The following is a 20,265-nucleotide window of genomic DNA, read 5'->3' on the forward strand; positions in this document are numbered from 1 at the left end:
ATGGCGCCGACGCGACCGCTTTCCAGACTGAGTGTGAAAACATCGGCATCCAGCGCGGCAATGCCCCTGCCGTCGGTCATCTTGCTCATCGGTGCCAGGTAATCGAGCTGCAGGCCCTCGAAGGCAAAATCGAGCTTGATCGCATCTGCGGGCAGACGCCTGGTGCCGGCCACCATCTCGGGCGTCAGCTTGGCGGCAAAGCGGCCGGCGCTCACCTTGCCATCGCGCAGATGGCCGGTGACCCAGTCGCGCGCATTCTTCGCCATGCCCGGCGGCCAGTACTGCCCGACCGCATTGGTGGCCAGATCGCGGAACTGCCCGGTGATATCCACGCCATAGCGCTCGCCCTCCTGCCGCGTCAGGGTGCCGCCGAAGGAGGCGCGGAACTTGTCGGCAAAAGACAGGCTGGCTTCGTCGAGGAACAGCACGCCCTTGCCGGCATCGGCATAGCCACGGAAGCGCGCCTCGTCCAGCGCCAGCGGCATCGACAGCATGTCAGGCGCCGTGATCAGGCCCTGGCCCGCGGTGAGATCGAAATTGAGACCGAGCTGGGCACCGGTATCATTGACCGTGAGTGTCAGGCTGCCCGCCAGCGGTGCCGAAATGTAACTCAACGGCGCCAGCTCGGGCACGACATCGGCGAAATCAGCCGGTTCGACATTGGCGAAATTGAGCACCACGCGCGCGACGCGGTCGGCCACGGTATAGTCGGCCTCGACATTGAGATCGACGCGGCGCTGGCGCCAATCGAGCGCACCCGTCGCGGAGCCATAAACATGGCCGTCGCCGCGCTGGAAGCCGATCTGCGCCTGCGGCACCACCCAGCGCTGGTTCAGCTTCCAGTCTTCCAGCACCAGGCGGTCGGTAATGATCGACACGGTCTGCAGCTGGCCGAGCGGGTCATCGAGGGATGGCGGGCGCGACAGCAGATCGAAGATCGCGGCAAACATGGCCTGCGCCGCCTGGTCGTCGGCATGCATCGGCGTTGGCTCGACCGGGGCATCAACAGGGGCGGCTTCCGGCAAGCCGAGCTGGAAACGGCCCTGCGCATCGCGTACCAGCCGGGCCTCGATGCCACTCGCCAGCAGATAGCGCGGCGCGATGACACCGCGCAGCAGCGACGGCCCGCTGAGTCCCATGTCGATAAAGGGCACCCGCAGCACCACGCGCTCGCCATCGACACGATATTGCGCATTGAGCAGGCGCAACCGCAGGCTCTGCTCGCGCTCCGACCAGGCCAGCACCACATCGTCGACCTCGACCCGGAAGCCAAGTTCGGGCAGCGCCAGCGCCTCGCTGACATAGGGCGAGAGGAAACCGAGCGAAATCGGCCCCTCGGAAATGCGCCACGCCAGCCCGCCGAGCAGAATCACAATGGTGACGACAACGGCCGAGACCGTGCGCACCACCAATCGACTCCACCGTAGAACCACGTCGTGCGTCCTTGCCTTTTTCCGTCCTGGAGCGATCTCCGGGCCATGCCGCTTGACCCTGTCGCAAGTTTAACCGAACTTCGCGGGGACTACGAGAGAAACGCCATGCCTGCCAATGTATTGAAGGCAAAATCCGCCAAAAGAAAGGCGGCTGCCAAGGCCCCCGGTAAAATTGTCGGGACGGCAGCGAAAAAGGCTGGCACGCAAGCGGCAAAACCGGCGCGGACAAAGCCTGCGGGGAAAACCGCTTCCGGAAAGGCCATCGCCTTGCCCGCCGCCTTCGATGCCGATGCCAGTGCACGTGGCTTTGCCGTCTGGCGCGAGGCACTGGCCGAATTGCAGGATCGCAGCCTGGCCAAACGGCTGGCCACTGCCACGGCGAAAAACCACGGCGCGCTTGGCGGCAAAACACTGCTGACGGCCCTGTTCGGCAACAGCCCGTTCCTGACCGAACTCTGCCTGCACGAACCCGCCACGGTCGACCTGCTGCTCAGCAGCGGACCGGACAAGGCGCTGGCCAGTGCGCTGACCGCGCTGAAACTGGCCGCGCGCAAGGCCAAGGCATCTGACGATCTGGCGCAGCCCCTGCGCGTCGCCAAGCGGCAGGTGGCCCTCAGCATCGCGGTGGCCGATATCGCCGGCCTGTGGCCGCTGGAGAAGATCACCGCCGCCTTGAGCGACTTCGCAGCACTGTGCGTCGATCTGGCATTTGCAGCCCTGCTGCGCGATGCCGCCGAGAGCGGCGACCTGGTGCTGCAGGACAGGAAGACCCCGTGCAAAGGCTCCGGGTTCTTCGCGCTGGGCATGGGCAAGCTGGGCGCGCGCGAGCTGAACTATTCCAGCGATATCGACCTGATCGTGCTGTTCGACCCCGAGGTGGCGCGCTACACCGGCCGGCGCTCGATGCTGGAATGCTTCATCCGCCTGACCCAGCAGATGGTGCGCCTGCTGCATGACCGCACCGAAGACGGTTATGTGTTCCGCACCGATCTGCGGCTGCGGCCCGATCCGGGCTCGTTTCCGGTGGCGGTCTCCACGCTGGAGGCCGAGGCCTATTACGAAAGCTTCGGCCAGAACTGGGAACGCGCGGCAATGATCAAGGCGCGCCCGGTGGCCGGCGACCTGGAGGCCGGCGCGCGCTTCCTCAAACACCTGACGCCCTATATCTGGCGCAAGAATCTCGATTTCGCCGCCATCGAGGACATCCATTCGATCAAGCGGCAGATCCATGCCCATCGCGGCCATGCCGACATCGCCGTGGCCGGCCATAACATCAAGCTCGGCCGCGGCGGCATCCGCGAGATCGAATTCTTCGCCCAGACCCAGCAACTGATCGCCGGCGGCCGCGACACGCGCCTGCGCGCGCCAGCCACCTGCGATGCGCTGCGTGCGCTGGTTGCCACCGAGCGGCTGAGCCAGGCGGTCTGCGATGAGCTGATCGCCGATTATCGCTATCTGCGCACCGTCGAACATCGCCTGCAGATGATCGATGACGAACAGACCCATACCCTGCCCGCGGACAAGCACGGCCTCGCCCGCCTCGCCTGCTTCCTCGGCATGCCCGATGCCGGGACGATGAGCAGGCAGATGCTGGCGACGCTGGAGCGGGTGAAGACCTATTACGACGACCTGTTTGCCGAAGCCGCGCCGCTGGGCAGCGACGCCGGCAGCCTGGTCTTCACCGGCACCGACGACGATCCCGACACGCTGGAGACGCTGCGCGACCTGGGCTTCAGCGAACCCTCCGAGATCGCGGCGATGATCCGCGGCTGGCATTTCGGCCGCTACCGCGCCATGCGCTCGGAGCGCGCGCGCGAGAAGCTGACCGCGATCATGCCGCAGCTGCTGGAGGCCTTCTCGCGCACCGGCAGCGCCGATGTCGCCTTCCGCCGCTTCGACTATTTCCTCGCCAGCCTGCCGGCCGGCGTGCAGCTGTTTGCCCTGCTGCAGGCCAATCCCGCCGTGATGGACACGCTGGCCGAGGTGCTGGCCGCCGCGCCGCAGTTGGCCGATGCGCTCGCACAGAATGCGGCGCTGTTCGACAGCCTGATCGAATATGCCGACCATCCTGCGGTTTTCGAGCAGGCGGCCCTGACGGCCAGCCTGCAGCGCCAGATGGCGGCGGCGCGCGATTTCCAGGATGTGCTGGACTGGGCGCGGCGCTGGACCACCGAACTGAAACTGCAGGTCGGCATCGGCCTGCTGCATGGCCGCATGGATGGCAGCGCCGCCGGTGCCGCGCTGAGCTTGGTGGCCGATGCGGTGCTGGCCGACCTGCTGCGTCATGTCAGCGCGGAATTCATCACCCAGCATGGCCGCATCGCCAAATCGAGCATCGCGCTGGTCGGCCTCGGCCGCCTGGGCAGCCGCGAGCTGACGCTGGAATCCGATCTCGACCTGGTGCTGGTGTTCGACTGCCCGGAGACCGCAGGACAATCCGACGGGGCGCGCCCGCTGACGCCGGGCCTGTATTTCGCGCGGCTGTGCCAGCGCCTGATCGCGGCGATCACGGCGATGACCGGCGAAGGCCGGCTGTATGAGATCGACATGCGGCTGCGGCCCAGCGGCGGCGCCGGACCGATTGCCATCAAGCTGGACGCCTATGCCGATTACCAGCGCAAGGAAGCCTGGACCTGGGAGCATATGGCGCTGACACGCGCCCGCGTCGTCTGCGGTGTCGACGGATCGAAGGAAGAAGTCGCGCTGATCCGCAGGATCGAAACGCTGTTCCACGACATCCTGACCATGAAGCGCGATCCGAAAAAGCTGCTGGCCAATGTGGCGACCATGCGCCGGCGCATGGCGGAGCACAAAAAGGTGCAGGGCCCCTGGGATCTGAAACAGGCGCGCGGCGGTCTGGTCGATCTGGAATTCATCGTGCAGTACCTGCTGCTGCGCCATGGCGCGGCCAAGCCGGCGATCCTGCAGCAGTCGCCGCTGGCGGCGCTGGCGGCGCTGCGCGATGCCAGGCTGCTGGATGCGGCGCAGGCGAAAACCCTGATCGAGGCCGGCCGGCTGTATGCCACCCTGCTGGCCACCGCGCGACTGGCCGGGCGCGATGAGGCCGAAGAGCCCGCGCGCTGGCCGCCGGCGCTGGCGCAGCGCCTACCGCTCCTGCTGGGCGACAAGACCATGGCGGCGCTGACCCGGCGGCTGCAGAAAACCCAGGCCGCCGTGCATGCACTGTTCGATACCCTGGTCGACACCCCGGCCGGGCCCTATCTCTCGCTCGCCGATTCCCTGAACCCAGACAGCAACCCGACAGGACAGACCGATGGCCAAGACCGCTGAACCGAAGAAAGCCGCTCCGAAGAAGGCAGCCCCGAAGAAAGCAGCACCGAAGAAAGCCGCCGCGCCGGCGGCCGGCCCGCAGGTGGGCGACAAGGCACCGGCATTCAGCCTGCCCACCGATGGCGGCGGCAAGATTTCGCTGGCCGAACTGAAGGGGAAGCCGGTGGTGCTGTATTTCTATCCGAAGGACGACACATCCGGCTGCACCCAGGAGGCCATCGACTTCACCGCGGCCAAGGCCAGGTTCGACAAGCTGGGCGCCGTGGTGATCGGCGTGTCGCGCGACAGCGCCGCCAGCCACGACAAGTTCAAGACCAAGCACAAGCTGAAGGTCGCCCTGGGCGCCGACGAGTCGGGCAAGGTGACCGAGTCGTATGGGGTCTGGGTCGAGAAAAGCCTCTATGGCCGGACGTATATGGGCATCGAGCGGGCGACCTTCCTGATCGACCGTGTGGGCAAAATTGCCGCCGTCTGGCGCAAGGTCAAAGTGGCCGGCCATGCCGATGCGGTTCTGAAGGCGGCACAGGCGGTTTAGAATCAAGCGCTTGCGGCCTTTATCCACACTCTGTGGATAACTCGTCGGACACGGGTTAAGTCCGTGTTCGCACGTGGATTTTTGGAAAACGTAACAGATTCTTTCTTGCATTAACCAAACCAAATAAGCCCTAATCCAGAGGCCTGCTGCGAGGGGTTAATAAAGCGTGGGCGAATAGCTGAAAAGTTTGGTTGTTTCTCGAAACAGGTCGGGGGGTTGAGTGACGCGACGCGCGAGACGGCAATGGCGGGAGTTGCGCGACCGCCTGTTCCCGGAGCGGCAGATCATTTTCCGCAGCCGCGGCGACGTCCGTTATGTCGCTCTCTCCAGTCGTGCCCAGATCGCCATGGCGACCAGCATCGTCGCCTTCGCCGGCTGGATCGGGTATGCCTCCGTTAACGTCTTCTACCGCGATGCCATGCTGGATGCGCGTGACCGCCGCATCAGCGAACTGAGCTTCGCCTACGAGCGGCTCGCCGCCGATTACGAAAAGAACCAGGAGAATTTCGTCGTCGCCTCGCGCGACCTCGAGGAGCGCTATCGCCGGCTGTATGACATGGCGATGAAGCAGCGCGCCCCCGCCCTGCCGTCCGACACCGCCGAGGCCAAGGGCGGCACGCCCCCGGCGAGCCAGAATGCGGCGGTTCCGGCCGCCAAGCCCGAGCCCAAGGTTGCCAAGCCCGACAGCCGCACGGCCGTGGCCGATGCCAAGACTGGCGACAAGGCCGAGGTGAAGATCGCTTCAGCCGGCACGCGCGACAACGACGATCCGGCCTCGATCGAGGATCTGGAAGGCATGCTGCGCGAGAGCAAGGCCCGGCCGCCGGTTCCGGCCGTGAAACCGCGCGATATCGAGACCCGTATCCTGAGCGTGCGCGGCCATCAGCGCGAGCTGATCGACGATCTGGGCTCGCGCACCGAGAAAAGCCTGGCCATGCTGGAAAAAGCGCTTGGCCGCACCGGCCTGGATGTCAGCGCCATGCTGGCCCGCGCCAGCGAGGCACGCGCAGATGTCGGCGTCGGTGGTCCGTTGCGCGCGCTGGGTGAAACCAATGGCAGCAGCATCGGCGGCGCCGCGCTGGTGGCCTCGGCCGATCCGAATGCCGATCGCGAGATGAACAGCCTGGAAGGCAAGTTCGGCCGCTGGGGCGATCTGCTGGCCCTGGCCCAGCGCCTGCCGCTCGACCTGCCGATGGCCGCCGATGCGGAAGTGTCCTCCACTTATGGCCGCCGCACCGATCCGTTTACCAAGCAACCGGCCTTCCATGCCGGCATCGATTTCATCGGCCCGGCACGCGCTCCGGTGATGGCGACGGCGCCCGGCGTGGTTGTCTTCGCCGGCCGCAAGGGCCCCTATGGCCGCGCCGTCGAAATCGATCATGGCCTGGGCGTGAAAACGCGCTATGCTCACCTCAGCGCGATTTCGGTACAGGCCGGCGAGACCATCGCCTTCGGACGACAGCTTGGCACCATGGGTTCGACCGGTCGCAGCACCGGTCAGCATCTGCATTACGAAATCCTGCTCGATGACGAGCAGATCGATCCCGGCAAATTCATTGAGGCTGGCTATCATGTTTTCAAACAGCAAGAAAACCAATCCGCCGGCCGCCGCTAAGCAGCAGCCGCCGTCGATCCTGAGCGCCGGCCTGACGGTCAATGGCGATCTCAATTCCGAAGGCGAGATGCAGATCGACTGCCTCGTCAACGGCGACGTGACAGCGGGCCGTCTCGCCATCGGCGAGAATGCCAAGGTGATCGGCGAAGTGGTGGCCGAGCATGTGCTGATCCGCGGCGAGGTGGTCGGCCGCATCCGCGCCAAGTCGGTCGAACTCGACAAGAGCGCCAAGGTGCGCGGCGACATCTGGCATGAGCTGCTGTCGATCGCCGCCGGTGCCAAGATCGAAGGCCTGTGCAAGTTTGCCGAAAACCCGCGCGAGGGCGCCGGCACCACCAAGCTGAGCGTGGTGCAGTTGCCAGAGGCCGTGGACGCGCCCGCCGACAAGCCGGCGCAGAAGCCGCACAAGACGAGCCAGACCGCCGCCGCCACCGATATCGGCAGCCTGCCCGGCCTGGCCCGCGCGACAAGCTGAATTTCACGAGGTTACGCCTAGTCACTAGCAGACGAGAAAACGGCGACGCAGTTAGCGTCGCCGTTTTTTTGTGTCGCCATGCCAGCTCAAACACTGCCGCCATGAAAGGCAATGGATGCCCGGGAAAAGCCCGGGCATGACACAGGAATAGTCATTCTCTAATCTTGCTAAATGCCGCCAGCGAAACCGCCTCTTGCACCACTCCCTCCGCATCCGCTGCGGGAAGACGAAGCAGAAGCCATCAAAGAGATCGTCAGACATTTCTATGGCGAGGACGCCGTTATCCGGAACTACGGACCCGATCCGAAGGTGCTGGCCCTGCATGTAGAAACAAGCCGCCCGGACGCGGCCGGCAAGAGCATCCAGAGCCTTATCACGACTGCTTGGGCTTGCTGCTACGAGACATCGCGCGCCAAAGGATAACCCTGGAAGTCACCCTGAAAGGGTGTGCCCCGGTAGGCCTGACAAAAATCGCCTACCGGCAGGGCACCATTATCTAGCCTTACGCCGCCTCACCGTTGTACCCAGTCAAAGTCCGTCACCCTCGGGCTTGACCCGAGGGTCCATCCGCCGGTCCTGTCACACCATGACCAAGCCGAAAGGAAAATGGATCCTCGGGACAAGCCCGAGGATGACGATGGGAAGTAATAGCGCGTGGCCTTACGCCGTCTCGCCGTTACCGACCTTGGAGGCGAGCTGGGCAGCCATGAAGGCATCGAGATCGCCATCCAGCACGCCCTGGGTGTCGCTGGTTTCCAGCTCGGTGCGCAGATCCTTCACCATCTGGTACGGGTGCAGGACATACGAACGAATCTGGTGGCCCCAGCCGATATCGGTCTTGGCATCGTTCAGCGCCTGTGCCTCGGCCTCACGCTTCTGCAGCTCGCGCTCGTACAGCCGCGCCTTCAGCATCTTCATCGCCTCGTCGCGGTTACGATGCTGGCTTTTGTTGATCTGGCAGGCGACTGCGATGCCGGTCGGGATATGCGTGATACGCACGGCCGAGTCCGTCTTGTTGACGTGCTGGCCGCCGGCGCCCGAAGCGCGATAGGTATCGACGCGCAGATCTTTATCCAGCACTTCGATCTCGATGGTGTCGTCCACCACCGGGTAGACGCCGACCGAGGAGAAGCTGGTATGGCGGCGCGCATTTGAATCGTAGGGCGAGATGCGCACCAGGCGATGCACGCCGCTCTCGTTTTTCAGCCAGCCATAGGCATTGGGGCCACTCACCTTGATGGTGGCCGACTTGATACCGGCTTCCTCGCCTTCGCTCTCTTCCTGGTATTCGACCTTGTAGCCGTGCTGCTCGGCCCAGCGTACATACATGCGCAGCAGCATCGAGGCCCAGTCCTGGCTCTCGGTGCCGCCGGCACCGGCATGCACTTCGAGGAAGCTGTCGTTCATGTCGGCTTCGCCCGACAGCAGGCTTTCCAGCCGCGCCTGGGCGACTTCCTTGCTGAGGCCCATGATCACGGCCTCGGCCTCGGCGACCACGCCCTGGTCGCCCTCGGCCTCGCCCATCTCGATCAGGTCGAGATTGTCCTGCAGAGCGGATTCGAGCCGGCGCTGGGTGCTGACGGCACGATCGAGCTTGGTGCGCTCGCGCATCAGGGCCTGGGCCTCGGCCGGCTTGTTCCAGAGCGAAGGGTCTTCCGACCGCGCGTTCAGTTCTTCGAGTTTCTTGACTGCGTTATCCCAGTCAAAGAGACCTCCTCAGCAGCCCGAGCGACTGCTGGATCTCATCGGCCATCGCCCTGATTTCGGCGCGCATAGCAAATCCTTGGTAAGAAAACCGCGTGTTGCGGCCGGACCATAAGCAGTCCGGTCAAATTCGTCAAACCTCCCGGTTTTCCGGGGCGAACGGGGAGATTTAGCTGCGCGCCTGCCGGACCAGCTGGCGCAGGGCATCGAGCGACACCGCGCCGGGCACCATTTCCTCGCCAACGACAAAGCCCGGGGTGCCCTGGATGCCGAGCGTGTCGGCCAGCGCCAGATTGGCGCGCAGCACCTGTTCCACCTTCGGGCTCGCCATGTCGGTTTTCAGCTTCTTCAGATCAAGCCCGGACTCGCCAGCGATGCGCATCACCTCGGCCTCGTTGATCTGGCCGCGGAAGGCCATCATCGCATTGTGGAAGCCGAGATACTTGCCGCCCTTGTCCTGCTCCAGGGCGGCGACGGCGGCGCGCGAGGCGATCACGCTGTCAGGCCCCAGCACCGGCAGTTCCTTCAGCACCAGTCGCACCTTGCTGTCTTCCTTCAGCAGCGTGAGCAAGCTGGGCTGCACCTGCTTGCAGTAGCCGCAGCGGTAATCGAAGAATTCGACGATGGTGACATCGCCCTTCGGATTGCCGGCAACGAAGGACACGCCATCCTCAAAGATCGCCTTGCGGTTGGCGGCGATGGCGGCCTTGGCGGCCTTGCCGGCCTCGGCCTGCTGCTTGGCTTCCAGCGCATGCATCGCCTCGACCAGGATTTCCGGGTTGCTGATCAGCACATCGCGCACGATCTGCTGCAGCGCCGCCTTCTGCTCGGGCGTGAAAGGCTGGGTCTGCGCCGAAGCACCGAATCCGGTGAACAGCGCGACAGCAACAGCAGCGAAACGGACAAAGCGAAGCATGTCGGAATCCTTTTGGAAAATCAGCCCGGACTATGCCCGGGGCAGACCCGGCGGCACAAGCCACAAGCCTGTGAAGGGGTCAGCGACCGCCGCGCCGGCGATCCTCGCGCTGGCCATCCTTGGCGGCGGCGACGATATCCTGTGCGCGCAGCCAGCCCGGCGTGCCCTCTTTCATCATCCGGCTGGCGCGCTCGGCCTGGCCCAGCGCGTCGCGGTAACTGCCCGATACGAGGAAGCGCTCGGCCGAGGCCAGCGAGGCCATGCCGATATCGCCGGTGCGGCCATAGGCCACGGCAAGCTGCTGCCAGGCGGCACCGTTATCGGGTTCGCGCATCGTCACCTTCTTGAGGATATCGATCGCTTCACCCAGCCGGCTGTTGTCTTCCAGCGCCACCATGCGCTGGCCCAGACCCAGCGCCAGCAGCGGCTCGTTCGGCGCCAGCCGCTGGGCCTCCTGCATGCTGGGCAGCGATTCCGCCACCTTGCCCTGGTTGAGCAGGATGTCGGATTTCAGTTCATGGAAATAGGCATCCTTCGGATACAGCGCGATCAGTCCGTCGACTTCCTTGATCGCATTCTGGAAATCCAGGCCGCGGAAATAGGCGAAGGCGCGGGCATAGCGGGCATAGAGCGAGGTATCGCTCTGCGGATATTTGCGCAGCGTTGCCGGCAGGCCGTCGAGATAGCCGATCAGCTTGGCCTGCATGCGCTTGAAGCGTTCGAGATTCTCCGGCGTATCCGGGGCATTGCGCGCGGGCGAGCGCGACAGCCGGCCTTCCAGGGCGGCAACGCGTTCCGGCGTCATCGGATGGGTGCGTGCATAGGGATCCTGGCGCTCATACATCAGGGCTTCCTGGTTGCCGATGATGCGCAGGAATTCGACCAGGCCCGAGGCCGACTGGTTGGTCTGCTCGAGGAAGCTGGCGCCAGCCTGGTCGGCCGCCGATTCCTGGGCCCGGGTGAAGGCCAGCAGGTTGCGCTCGGCGACCTGCTGGCCACCCAGCACGGCCGCCGCAGCCCCCTCGCCCGAGCCGGCAACCGCCGCCGCGGCGCCAAACAGCAGGGACAGGATCATGGCGGTGGAGGCGGTATCGATGGCATCGGACAGGCGGGCCAGATGGCCGCCGGCGATATGGCCGATTTCATGGGCCAGCACGCCGATCACCTGGGCTGGCCGGTCGGCGCGGATCAGCAGCCCGGTATTGATGAAAATACGCTGGCCACCCGCCACGAAGGCATTCAGCGCACGGTCGTTGACCAGATGCACGGTGATGGCTTCATTGGACAATCCGGCCGCCCCGAAGAGTGGCGCCGAATAGGCGCGGATGGTATTTTCGATCTCGGCGTCGCGCACAAGAGAAATGCTGTTGCGGCGCTGGGCCTCGGCCGCGGTCGGCAGAATCGCGCTGGCGGCCGTCAGCAGCATACACCCGACAGCCACAAGACGTCGGATCAACGAACGGCGGATGAGAGAACGGCGCATGGCGAAGTATTGTCCCAACACAACGGGCGGCCTCCTGCAGCAGCGTAGAGGTAAGCATGGTCGCACCGTCCGTCAATGTGCCCTGCTCGCCCTGGTAGCGTTAATGACCGCCTCCTGCGGGAAGGGCGGCTGGTTCCAGTCGGAAGAAGGCCCGGGTACCATTAACTATCTGGCCAATTTCCGGGGCGGCGTGGCCGCCGACGAGCCGCGCGCGGCCATGGTGGCCCGCGACATCCTGCAAAATGGCGGCAGCGCCGCCGATGCCGTGGTGGCTGCCGCGCTGGCCTATGCCGTGACCTACCCCTCTGGCGCCGGCCTGGGCGGCGGCGGTGTCTGCGTCGCCAGCAATGCCGTCACCAAGAAGGCGGAAACCATCGAATTCCCGGCCATCGCGCCACAGGCCGGCGGACCGGTCGCCATCCCGGCCATGGTGCGGGGTCTGGGCCTGCTGCAGAGCAAATACGGCCGCCTGCGCTGGGAAGCCGTGGTCACCCCGGCCGAGCAGCTGGCGCGCTTTGGCGAGGTTGCCAGCCGCGCCTTCGTGCAGGCCGCGGTCGAGACGCAGCCGCCGGTCACCGAGAGTCCGGCCCTGCGCACGATCTTCGGCACCCGCAGCGGCATGGTGCCGCAGGAAGGCGAACGCCGCACCCAGCTCAGCCTCGCTGGCGTGCTGGCACGGCTGCGCACCGCCGGCCCCAACGAACTGTATCAGGGCAACATGGCGCAGCTGTTGCTGGCCGATATCACAGCCGCCGGCGGCAAGGTGACGGCCGAGGAACTCAGCGGCTATGCCGCCGCCATCAACAAGCCGATCGAGGTGCCGTTCGACAACGCCGTCACCGTCTATGCCGCAAACACGCCGGCCGGCGGCGCGGTGGCCGCCTGGCTGCTGGAACAGACCTATGACGGCGGCAGCTTCTTCCGCAACTCCAACCTGTTCGGCAGTGGCAGCGGCAGCGCCGTGCGCGGCGACAAATTCGCCGCCAGCCTGGGTCAGGCCTATCGCAGCGATCCCAACACCCTGCCGATGAACAGCTTCGGCTCCAGCAGCATCGCAGCCATGGACAGCCGTGGCGGCGCCGCAGCCTGCGCCTTCAGCATGGGCCTGTCTTACGGTTCGCGCCTGGTCGGCCGCGAGACCGGCATCCTGTTTGCCGCACCGCCGGGTCTTGGCGGCGACGAAACACCGTATCTCACCGCCGTCGTCGGCTTCGTGCCGCGCACCAGCCAGTCCTTCTTCGCCGTGGCCGGCAGCGGCGGCGCACCCAGCGCCTCCGCCGTGGCCTACAGCGTGCTGCAGGTGGCGCTGGGCAAGTCCAAGACCGACCCCGCCGCGCCTGCGCTCGACATGCCGCGCCTGTTCCAGGCCAATCCGCAGTCGACCCTGCTGGTGGAGCCCGGCACCGATCCGGCGCTGTACAAGGCGATGCAGCAGCGCGGCGTCACGGTGAACGAGATCGGCCGGCTCGGCCGCGTCAACCTCACCTATTGCAGCGGCGGCCTGCCACGCGATCCGGCCACCTGCAGCTTCGCCTCCGACCGGCGCGGCTACGGCCTCGCCTTTGGCCGCAACTACTGACGCCGCCATGATGCCAAAGCCTTCGCGACGGGGCGCCATCGACCCCTTCTTCGTCATGGAAGTGATGAAGGCCGCCGCATCGCGCGAGGCGGCCGGCGGCGACGTGATCCATATGGAGGTCGGCCAGCCCTCTACGCCGGCACCGCGCAAGGCCATCGAAGCCGCAACGGCGGCGCTGCAGCGCGATCCGCTCGGCTATACGCTGGCGCTCGGGATTCCCGAACTGCGCGCGGCGATCTCCAGGCATTACAAGAGCTATTACGGCCTTGATGTGCCGGCAGAGCGCATCGTCGTCACCACCGGATCATCGGCGGGTTTCCAGCTGGCGTTTCTCTCGGCCTTCGATGCCGGCGACACGGTGGCGCTGGGCGAGCCGGCCTATCCGGCCTATCGCAACATCCTGAAGGCGCTCGACCTCAATCCGGCGATGATTGTTACCGAGCCGGAGACGCGCTTCCAGCCGACACCGGACCTGATCAACGCACAGGCCGCAAATGCCAGGGGCGTGCTGGTGGCCAGCCCGGCCAATCCGACCGGCACCATGCTGGGCGCGGCCGAGATAAAGGCGCTGGTGGATGACTGCGCCGCCAAGGGCCGCTGGCTGATCGTCGACGAGATCTATCACGGCATCACCTATAACGGCCGGGCGCAGTCGGTGCTGGCGCTGACCGACCAGGCCATCGTGATCAACAGCTTCAGCAAATACTTCTCGATGACCGGCTGGCGGCTCGGCTGGATGGTGGTGCCGGAAAGCCTGCTGCGGCCGATTGAATGCCTGACGCAGAATTTCTACATCTCGGCGCCCGGTATCAGCCAGGTGGCCGGCGTGGCCGCGCTCGATGCTTACGACGAGCTGGAAGCCAATGTCGCGCGCTATGCCAAGAACCGCGAGATCCTGCTGAACGAATTGCCCAAGGCGGGATTTGATCGCCTGGCCCCGGCCGATGGCGCGTTTTACCTCTATGCCGATATCAGCCGCTTCACCAACGACGCGAATGAGTTCTGCAAAAGGATGCTGGCCGAGACCGGAATTGCCGCCACACCGGGCTTCGATTTCGACCGCGGCCGCGGCCACTACTTCAGGCGCTATTCGTTTGCCGGCAGCACCGAGCGCATGATCGAGGCGGCGAAGCGGCTGAAGAGCTGGGTGAAATAGGCGTCAGGTTGCGCCGTCCAAGCGAAACGCCACGAACTCGCCCTCGAACCGCCCGCCGGTCACAGCGCCGCAACGCACCCTCGACTGCACCACGATGCGGGCGCGGCCCTTGCGCTGAAGCATCTTTATAAACAGCGGCCAGGCGGCCGGATCGGCCAGCGTTGCCGTGGCGGTGAAATCGCTTTCGATCGGTGCGTCGTAATCCATGTGGTTGGACTGGATCACCAGACGGCTGTGCAGACCTTCGGCATTGAGCCGCAGATTGACCAGCGACCAGGCCGACAGGATCGCCAGCGTCGAGACGCTGCCGCCAAAAGCCGTGCTGCGATGGTTGATGTTGGGCGCCAGCGGTGCCGCCAGCGTCACCGCCTCGGCCGCGGCCGACACGACCGCAACCTGCATCGCCGCCGAGAGCGGAATATGTGTGTGCAGATAGGTTTCGAGCGCCCGGGCTGATTCAGCCGTCATCGATCACTGCACCGGATGGGCTGCTTACGCCGTCGCCGCCAGCGCCTTGGCCATATGCACCAGCTCGCGGCCTTCGTAGGTCTCCGAACCGGTCTCGGCATAGCCGAGATGGGCATAGAGCTTGCGGTTCTCGGTGAACAGCGCGTTGGTATAGAGCCGCACCTCACTGAAGCCACGCTCCAGCGCCTGCGCCTCGGCGAAATCGAGCAGGCGACGGCCGAGGCCGGTGCCCTGCTGGGTCGGATCGACCGCCACGCTCCAGATCAGCAGATGATCGACGGCGGTGCGCAGCACCAGCGCGCCGGCCAGGCCGTCTTCCACGCCATCGACAACCCAGACCTCGTAGGCCTGCAGCAGACCGGCGGCGGTTTCCGCCATCGGCTGCGGCTCGGCGCCGATCAGCGGCACGTATTTGACATAGGCGCGCTTCTGCAGGGCACCCAGCCGCGCCTCGTCTTTCGACGCGGCGCGGCGGATTGGCGGTTCAATCATCGGTGCGCTCAACGGCGCCACCAGCCCTTTTTCGGGGCCGGTGCATCGGCGGCCTTGTCGGCACTGCCATCAGGCGCAATCACCGTGGTCTCGAAAACCGGACCCGTGCTGACCGGCGCAACCGGAGCCGGCGCGACGGGCGGCGGCACGGGGGCCGCAGCCGCGGGCTGCTCGATCGCGGGCAGCGCCGCAACCGGCGGTTCCTCAACCGGCTTGAGCGCTTCCGGCGCATGGGCAATCGGCTTCGCCGGGGCCTGTGCAGGCTCGTCATCACCGAAATCGAAATCGGGCACGCCATCCAGCATGGCGCCGATCGCGGCCGGCGTCATCGCGCTGACGTTATTGTCATAGCCGTCATCGCGACGCGGACGATCCTCGCGCGGTGCCCGTTCGGCACGCGGCTGGCGCTCGCCAGTACGTTCGCCACCTTCGCTGCCGTCTTCACGGCCACGGCGGCGGCGACCACCGCGGCGGCCACGGCGGCGGCGGCGGGCTTCGCCGTCCGGGCCTTCGCCCTGGACTTCACCATCGCGCGCCTCGGCCGACTGTTCGCCAGCCTCGTCATCGCCAGATTCATCGGCAGCCTCGTCGCCAGCCGTACCGGCTTCGGCATCGGGTTCGGCGTCGCCGCCTTCCGCTGCCTCGGCACCTTCGGCACTGACGCCATCTTCACGGCCACCTTCTTCACGGCCACGACCGCCCCGACGGCGACGGCGACGGCGGCGACGGCGGGCATCGCCCTCGGCGCCTTCTTCACCGGCAGCGCTGCCGGCTTCGGCCGCGGTTTCGGTTTCGCTGTCGCCCTCTTCCGCTACGTCGCCGTCTTCGGCGTCGCTGGCATAGGCGCTTTCCTGCGTGATCGGACGCATCGGATCGAGCTTGGGCGCCACTTCGGGGCGGTTCACTTCGCCCGGCTGGCGCGTCTTGCTGCGTTCGATGCGGAAGTCGGGCGGCACCAGGCTGGGATCGGCGGCCAGGATCACACGCATGATGTAGCGGCGTTCCATGTCGCCGATGCGGTCACGCTTGTGGTTGAGCAGATAGAGCGCCACTTCCGCCGACATCGCGACCGTGATCTCGGCCGAGCGGTCGCGGATACCCTCTTCCTCGATGGCGCGCAGCACGGTGAGCGCGGTCGATTCAATCGAGCGGACATAGCCACGGCCCTGGCAATGCGGGCAGGGCATGGTCGAGCTTTCCAGCAGGCTGGGGCGCAGACGCTGGCGCGACATCTCCAAGAGGCCGAAGCCGGAGATGCGGCCGACCTGGATGCGGGCGCGGTCGTTGCGCAGGCATTCCTTCAGCTTCTGCTCCACCTTGCGGATGTTGCGGTTCTCTTCCATGTCGATGAAATCGATCACGACGAGGCCGGCAAGATCGCGCAGGCGCAACTGGCGGGCGACTTCCTCGGCCGCCTCCAGGTTGGTCTTGTAGGCGGTCTCTTCGATATTGTGTTCGCGGGTCGACTTGCCCGAGTTCACGTCGATGGAGACCAGCGCTTCGGTCGGGTTGATGACGATGTAACCGCCCGAGCGCAGCTGCACGGTGGGCGAGAACATGGCATCGAGCTGCTGTTCGACCTGGTAGCGGGTGAACAGCGGAATCTTGTCCTGATACTGCTTCACGTTTTCGGCGTGATTGGGCATCAGCATCTGCATGAAGTCATGCGCGAAGCGGTAGCCCTCTTCGCCTTCGACGATCACTTCGTCGATCTGATCCGAATAGAGATCGCGGATCGAGCGCTTGATCAGGCCGGCCTCTTCATAGATCAGGGCCGGGGCGGAGGATTCCAGCGTGCGCTCACGGATGCTGTCCCAGCTGCGCAGCAAGTATTCGAAATCGCGCTTGATCTCCGGCTTGGAGCGTTCCATGCCGGCGGTGCGCACGATCACGCCCATGCCGTCCTGGATATCCAGCTCCGCGGTGATTGCCTTGAGACGCTTGCGGTCGGCCTGCGACTGGATCTTGCGCGAAATGCCGCCACCGCGAGCGGTGTTGGGCATCAGCACGCAATAGCGGCCGGCGAGCGACAGATAGGTGGTGAGGGCTGCGCCCTTGTTGCCGCGTTCTTCCTTGACCACCTGCACCAGCATGATCTGGCGGCGCTTGATGACTTCCTGAATCTTGTAGCGACGGAACACATTGGTGCGGCGGCGGCGCGCGCGGCTTTCATCGCCGTCATCGCCCTTGCCGCCGTTTTCCTCGCCGCCCTTTGCCTCATCGGCATGGGCTTCATCGGCATGGGCCTCATCGGCGCCATGCTCATGATCGTGGTCATGGTGGTCGTCGCCATCTTCGGCGGGCGCCGTGATGGTGGGAATCGGTGTCGCAACATGCGGCACGTTCCAGTAGGCCGGCTGGCCGTTTGCTTCGGCAGCGGGTTCGACCGGCGTGTCGGCGACAGGCGCCACAGTTGCACCGGTTTCTTCCTGTTCGGCCCGCACAGAAACCGGTGCCGCTTCGGCGACAGGTTCGGTGGCCGGGGTTTCCGCAGCCGGCGCTTCCGCAGCGGCTTCAGATGTCACCGGCTCTGCCGTGATCTCTTCGACCGTGTCGTAATCGCCTTCGACGGTCTCGACCCCGGCATCGCCATTGCCGTCATGCTCGGCATCGCCCGCAGACGACGGCTCGGCATTGCGGCGGGCGGCACGGGCTTCCTCGGCAGCCAGTTCGGCTTCCTCGGCTTCGGCGGCACGCGCCTCTTCCTCGGCCTGCTGCGCCAGCAGAGCCTGCCGGTCGGCAATCGGGATCTGGTAGTAATCCGGATGGATTTCACTGAAGGCCAGGAAGCCGTGGCGGTTACCGCCATATTCGACAAAGGCCGCCTGCAACGAGGGCTCCACGCGGGTGACCCGCGCAAGATAGATGTTGCCCTTGTTTACCTGCTTGGTGGAGGTCTCGTAATCGAACTCTTCGAGCCGAGTACCCTTTACGACCACAACCCGGGTTTCCTCCGGATGGGTCGCATCAATCAACATACGCATGCCCATGAGGCACTATTCCTGCGGCACGGCACCGCCCGCGCGAATAACAGACGGCGGCGCGCCTTTGCTGTCGGGGCTGACTGCGACCGGACCGGCCCGACACGATCCCTAGAATTAGAGAGGGTGCCGGTAATGATCCTGGTGACCGGTGAGTGGGCGCTTCATCAACAGGGCTTCCAGTCTGGAAGTCTGCCGAGCGCGCCGCGGCGCCGGTCTGCCGAGCCTCCGTTCGATCCTAGCCTGGTATTAGGCTGGGGCCGAAACGGGCGCCCCGAAGGTTTAATCTCATCCGTGGTGTCTTGAGCGCCACTTTGGGGCCGTTTCGCGCCAGGTCGCCTCCTTCGGGCTGAACTCTGGATGATTGCGGTCGGGCTCACCGTTGCTACGCCGACCCGCCGCCTCCGGGCCGGCTGCCCGGAAGGATTGTAAGTCCTTGTAGGGCAAGCATTTGGCTGGACGATCGGGTCTGACTCGGATATTCGCATTTGCATGCTACGCTTTGCCGGGCCATACCCACAAGGTCTTTCTTGCCGCGGCGCGGTGAAGCTTTGGGGGATTCTTTATTAAACATCTGATTTTAATCATTTTTATGATTGCAGCAGGCGTCGGGGCCGTGGCTCCGGCGCAGGCCGAACCTTTGCGCCTGACCCGCCTGCAGCTCGGCCTGAATGCCGGCCTGACCCGATTGGTGGTCGAGGGGTCCGGCCCGCTGGAGGCCGCCATGGCTGCCAGCGCCGACGGCCTGGGCCTGCAGTTGACCCTGCCGGCCACGCGCTGGACCGCCCCGGCACCCGAGGTGACCGCGGGCGGCCTGGTCGGCGCGCTGGGCCTGCCGGTATCCGGCCCGGACGGGCAGCTCAATATCGCCATCGACCTGATCGAGCCGGCAGTGGTGGAACGCGCCTTCCGGCTCGGTCCCCAGGGTGTACGCGGCCACCGGCTGGTGATCGACCTGCGCCCGGCCGAACCCAATGCCTTTGCCACCGCCTTTGCCGCCCCCGTGCATCTGCCGCTGGATACCGCCGTCGATATCGCGCCACCGCCCACGGCGACGGCCGGCGAGCGCCGCCGCCTGATCGTGCTGGATGCCGGCCATGGCGGCCAGGATCCCGGCGCCATCAGTGCCTCGGGCCGCTACGAAAAGGAAATCACCCTGAACGTGGCGAAAGCCGTGGCCCAACGCCTGCGCGCCACCGGGCGCTATCGCGTGCTGCTGACGCGCGAGAGCGACCGCTTCATCCGGCTGTCGGAGCGCGTGGCGCTGGCACGGGCCAAGGAAGCCGACCTGTTCCTGTCTATCCATGCCGACAGCCTGAGCGGTGACCGCGCCACGCGCGGCGCCAGCGTCTACACGCGTGCCGAGGCCGCCAGCGACACCGAGGCCGAGGCACTGGCCCTGCGGGAAAACCGCGCCGACCAGCTGAGCGATACGGCCAGTGCCGGCGACCTTGATGACGTGGTGTCGATCCTGCTCGATCTGGCCTCGCGCGATACGGCAAAACTGTCGAGCCGCTTTGCCGGCCTGCTGACGGCGGCGATGGGCGAGACCACGCCGCTGCGGCGCAACGCGCTGCGGGCCGCCAATTTCCGCGTGCTGTCGGCGCCCGATGTGCCCTCGGCCTTGCTGGAGCTGGGCTATCTGTCGAACCCGGCCGACGAGGCCCTGCTGTTCTCGGAGGCCGGCCGCGACCGCCTGGCCGGCGCCGTGGTCGGCGCCATCGACCGGTTTTTCGGCGTCGAGCCGCGCTGAACGGCCTCTAACTATCGGGCCGGACTGCCGTATCCGCGCCACAATCTTGTGGCTATACAGACTGGCCGTTCGAGGGTACCTCTACGGCCAAAATACGCCCTAATGTCCCCGGGGAAGCTGACCTTCCATGCGCCTGTTGTCGCGTTTCTTCTTCCTGCTGTTCCTCGCCGTGCTGGCGATCATCGGCGCTGGCGTCGCCGGTCTGGCCGGCCTGTGGTATTATGGCAGCGACCTGCCCGACTATCAGCAGCTGGCGAAATACGAACCGCCGGTCACCACCCGCCTGCATGCCGGCGACGGCCGCCTGATCGCCGAGTATTCGCGCGAGCGCCGCCTGTTCGTGCCGATCGAGGCGATCCCCAAGCCGGTGATCCAGGCCTTCCT

At 65.8% G+C, this 20,265-nt stretch carries 15 protein-coding genes and 1 pseudogene; 8 read left to right on the forward strand and 8 right to left on the reverse strand.

Going from position 1 to position 20,265, the window contains the following annotated elements:
* Together AAG799_RS16175 and AAG799_RS16180 are read right to left on the reverse strand one after the other, a co-directional pair.
* A partial coding sequence (locus tag AAG799_RS16175; protein WP_341897702.1) for a hypothetical protein occupies window positions 1-1,433 on the reverse strand: 1,433 nt, incomplete at its 3' end.
* An 89-nt stretch (window positions 1,434-1,522) separates the two neighbouring features.
* Window positions 1,523-1,696, reverse strand: coding sequence for a hypothetical protein (locus AAG799_RS16180; protein ID WP_341897703.1), 174 nt, complete (start codon window positions 1,694-1,696; stop codon window positions 1,523-1,525).
* A gap of 4 nt (window positions 1,697-1,700) precedes the next feature.
* Between AAG799_RS16180 and AAG799_RS16185 the strand changes: the two genes are divergently transcribed.
* The 4 genes from AAG799_RS16185 to AAG799_RS16200 all read left to right on the forward strand — a co-directional run bounded on the left by AAG799_RS16185 (window position 1,701) and on the right by AAG799_RS16200 (window position 7,349).
* Window positions 1,701-4,724, forward strand: coding sequence for a bifunctional [glutamine synthetase] adenylyltransferase/[glutamine synthetase]-adenylyl-L-tyrosine phosphorylase (locus tag AAG799_RS16185; protein ID WP_341897704.1), 3,024 nt, complete (start codon window positions 1,701-1,703; stop codon window positions 4,722-4,724).
* Window positions 4,708-5,259: a peroxiredoxin gene (locus AAG799_RS16190; protein WP_341897705.1), complete on the forward strand. Its 552-nt coding sequence runs from the start codon at window positions 4,708-4,710 to the stop codon at window positions 5,257-5,259. The genes AAG799_RS16185 and AAG799_RS16190 overlap by 17 nt, the downstream gene beginning before the upstream one ends.
* A gap of 220 nt (window positions 5,260-5,479) precedes the next feature.
* Window positions 5,480-6,874: a peptidoglycan DD-metalloendopeptidase family protein gene (locus AAG799_RS16195; protein ID WP_341897706.1), complete on the forward strand. Its 1,395-nt coding sequence runs from the start codon at window positions 5,480-5,482 to the stop codon at window positions 6,872-6,874.
* Window positions 6,831-7,349: a polymer-forming cytoskeletal protein gene (locus AAG799_RS16200; protein WP_341897707.1), complete on the forward strand. Its 519-nt coding sequence runs from the start codon at window positions 6,831-6,833 to the stop codon at window positions 7,347-7,349. The genes AAG799_RS16195 and AAG799_RS16200 overlap by 44 nt, the downstream gene beginning before the upstream one ends.
* Before the next feature lie 660 nt (window positions 7,350-8,009).
* Here AAG799_RS16200 and prfB read toward each other — a convergent pair.
* The 3 genes from prfB to AAG799_RS16215 all read right to left on the reverse strand — a co-directional run bounded on the left by prfB (window position 8,010) and on the right by AAG799_RS16215 (window position 11,395).
* Window positions 8,010-9,123 (reverse strand): peptide chain release factor 2 gene (gene prfB / locus AAG799_RS16205; RefSeq protein WP_341897708.1). Its coding sequence is split into 2 segments (ribosomal slippage): window positions 8,010-9,056 and window positions 9,058-9,123, totalling 1,113 coding nucleotides; the frame shifts between segments, so codons are not numbered across the junction.
* Window positions 9,124-9,222: 99 nt separating this feature from the next.
* Window positions 9,223-9,969 (reverse strand): DsbA family protein, encoded by a 747-nt coding sequence (locus tag AAG799_RS16210; protein ID WP_341897709.1) that lies wholly within the window; start codon window positions 9,967-9,969, stop codon window positions 9,223-9,225.
* 79 nt (window positions 9,970-10,048) lie between these two features.
* Window positions 10,049-11,395 (reverse strand): M48 family metalloprotease, encoded by a 1,347-nt coding sequence (locus tag AAG799_RS16215; protein WP_341897710.1) that lies wholly within the window; start codon window positions 11,393-11,395, stop codon window positions 10,049-10,051.
* Between the two features lie 160 nt (window positions 11,396-11,555).
* On the opposite strand from AAG799_RS16215, the gene AAG799_RS16220 reads away from it, so the two are divergent.
* Window positions 11,556-13,031 (forward strand): gamma-glutamyltransferase, encoded by a 1,476-nt coding sequence (locus AAG799_RS16220; RefSeq protein WP_341897711.1) that lies wholly within the window; start codon window positions 11,556-11,558, stop codon window positions 13,029-13,031.
* 7 nt (window positions 13,032-13,038) lie between these two features.
* The gene (locus AAG799_RS16225) at window positions 13,039-14,187 is read left to right on the forward strand and encodes an aminotransferase class I/II-fold pyridoxal phosphate-dependent enzyme (RefSeq protein WP_341897712.1); all 1,149 of its coding nucleotides are present in this window, start codon (window positions 13,039-13,041) and stop codon (window positions 14,185-14,187) included.
* Between the two features lie 3 nt (window positions 14,188-14,190).
* Here the strand turns inward: AAG799_RS16225 and AAG799_RS16230 are convergent, their stop codons facing one another.
* The 3 genes from AAG799_RS16230 to AAG799_RS16240 are packed head-to-tail and all read right to left on the reverse strand — an operon-like array spanning window position 14,191 to window position 18,137.
* A complete protein-coding gene (locus AAG799_RS16230; RefSeq protein ID WP_341897713.1) occupies window positions 14,191-14,655 on the reverse strand; it encodes a YiiD C-terminal domain-containing protein in 465 nt (154 codons plus the stop codon).
* A 24-nt stretch (window positions 14,656-14,679) separates the two neighbouring features.
* On the reverse strand, window positions 14,680-15,147 hold the full coding sequence (locus AAG799_RS16235; protein WP_341897714.1) for a GNAT family N-acetyltransferase: 468 nt from the start codon (window positions 15,145-15,147) through the stop codon (window positions 14,680-14,682).
* Between the two features lie 8 nt (window positions 15,148-15,155).
* Window positions 15,156-18,137: an Rne/Rng family ribonuclease gene (locus tag AAG799_RS16240; RefSeq protein WP_341897715.1), complete on the reverse strand. Its 2,982-nt coding sequence runs from the start codon at window positions 18,135-18,137 to the stop codon at window positions 15,156-15,158.
* 607 nt (window positions 18,138-18,744) lie between these two features.
* Here AAG799_RS16240 and AAG799_RS16245 point away from each other — a divergent pair.
* Together AAG799_RS16245 and AAG799_RS16250 are read left to right on the forward strand one after the other, a co-directional pair.
* The gene (locus AAG799_RS16245; RefSeq protein WP_341897716.1) at window positions 18,745-19,881 is read left to right on the forward strand and encodes an N-acetylmuramoyl-L-alanine amidase; all 1,137 of its coding nucleotides are present in this window, start codon (window positions 18,745-18,747) and stop codon (window positions 19,879-19,881) included.
* A 127-nt stretch (window positions 19,882-20,008) separates the two neighbouring features.
* A pseudogene (locus AAG799_RS16250) lies at window positions 20,009-20,265 on the forward strand (penicillin-binding protein); the annotation flags it as partial.

Origin of the sequence: Ferrovibrio terrae, from assembly GCF_943371255.1 — a bacterium.
Classification (GTDB): domain Bacteria; phylum Pseudomonadota; class Alphaproteobacteria; order Ferrovibrionales; family Ferrovibrionaceae; genus Ferrovibrio; species Ferrovibrio terrae_B.